The sequence below is a fragment of the Streptomyces sp. NPDC007164 genome (assembly GCF_040634135.1).
Classification (GTDB): domain Bacteria; phylum Actinomycetota; class Actinomycetes; order Streptomycetales; family Streptomycetaceae; genus Streptomyces; species Streptomyces sanglieri.
Genome location: NZ_JBEYFB010000113.1, coordinates 1 through 1,415 on the forward strand (window position 1 = coordinate 1; position 1,415 = coordinate 1,415).

At 55.7% G+C, this 1,415-nt stretch carries 1 rRNA gene (running past one end of the window); it reads right to left on the bottom strand.

The features are described from left to right. Positions 1–22 precede the first annotated feature (22 nt). Positions 23–1,415: ribosomal RNA gene (locus ABZ622_RS41585) — 23S ribosomal RNA — on the bottom strand; it runs 1,799 nt beyond the window's last position.

Sequence of the window (1,415 nt, forward strand, 5' to 3'; positions counted from 1 at the left end):
AACACAGTGGACGCGAGCAACTGAGGACAAGCCCTCGGCCTATTAGTACCAGTCAGCTCCACCCGTTACCGGGCTTCCACATCTGGCCTATCAACCCAGTCGTCTACTGGGAGCCTTAACCAATCAAGTTGGTGGGAATACTCATCTCGAAGCAGGCTTCCCGCTTAGATGCTTTCAGCGGTTATCCTTTCCGAACGTAGCCAACCAGCCATGCCCTTGGCAGGACAACTGGCACACCAGAGGTTCGTCCGTCCCGGTCCTCTCGTACTAGGGACAGCCCTTCTCAATATTCCTACGCGCACAGCGGATAGGGACCGAACTGTCTCACGACGTTCTAAACCCAGCTCGCGTACCGCTTTAATGGGCGAACAGCCCAACCCTTGGGACCGACTCCAGCCCCAGGATGCGACGAGCCGACATCGAGGTGCCAAACCATCCCGTCGATATGGACTCTTGGGGAAGATCAGCCTGTTATCCCCGGGGTACCTTTTATCCGTTGAGCGACAGCGCTTCCACAAGCCACTGCCGGATCACTAGTCCCGACTTTCGTCCCTGCTCGACCCGTCGGTCTCACAGTCAAGCTCCCTTGTGCACTTACACTCAACACCTGATTGCCAACCAGGCTGAGGGAACCTTTGGGCGCCTCCGTTACTCTTTAGGAGGCAACCGCCCCAGTTAAACTACCCATCAGACACTGTCCCTGATCCGGATCACGGACCCAGGTTAGACATCCAGCACGACCAGAGTGGTATTTCAACGACGACTCCACAACCACTGGCGTGGCCGCTTCAAAGTCTCCCACCTATCCTACACAAGCCGAACCGAACACCAATATCAAACTATAGTAAAGGTCCCGGGGTCTTTCCGTCCTGCTGCGCGAAACGAGCATCTTTACTCGTAGTGCAATTTCACCGGGCCTATGGTTGAGACAGTCGAGAAGTCGTTACGCCATTCGTGCAGGTCGGAACTTACCCGACAAGGAATTTCGCTACCTTAGGATGGTTATAGTTACCACCGCCGTTTACTGGCGCTTAAGTTCTCAGCTTCGCCGACCCGAAAGTCAGCTAACCGGTCCCCTTAACGTTCCAGCACCGGGCAGGCGTCAGTCCGTATACATCGCCTTACGGCTTCGCACGGACCTGTGTTTTTAGTAAACAGTCGCTTCTCGCTGGTCTCTGCGGCCACCCCCAGCTCGGAGAGCAAGTCTCCTCACCAGTGATGGCCCCCCTTCTCCCGAAGTTACGGGGGCATTTTGCCGAGTTCCTTAACCATAGTTCACCCGAACGCCTCGGTATTCTCTACCTGACCACCTGAGTCGGTTTAGGGTACGGGCCGCCATGAAACTCGCTAGAGGCTTTTCTCGACAGCATAGGATCATCCACTTCACCACAATCGGCTCGGCATCAGGTCTCAGC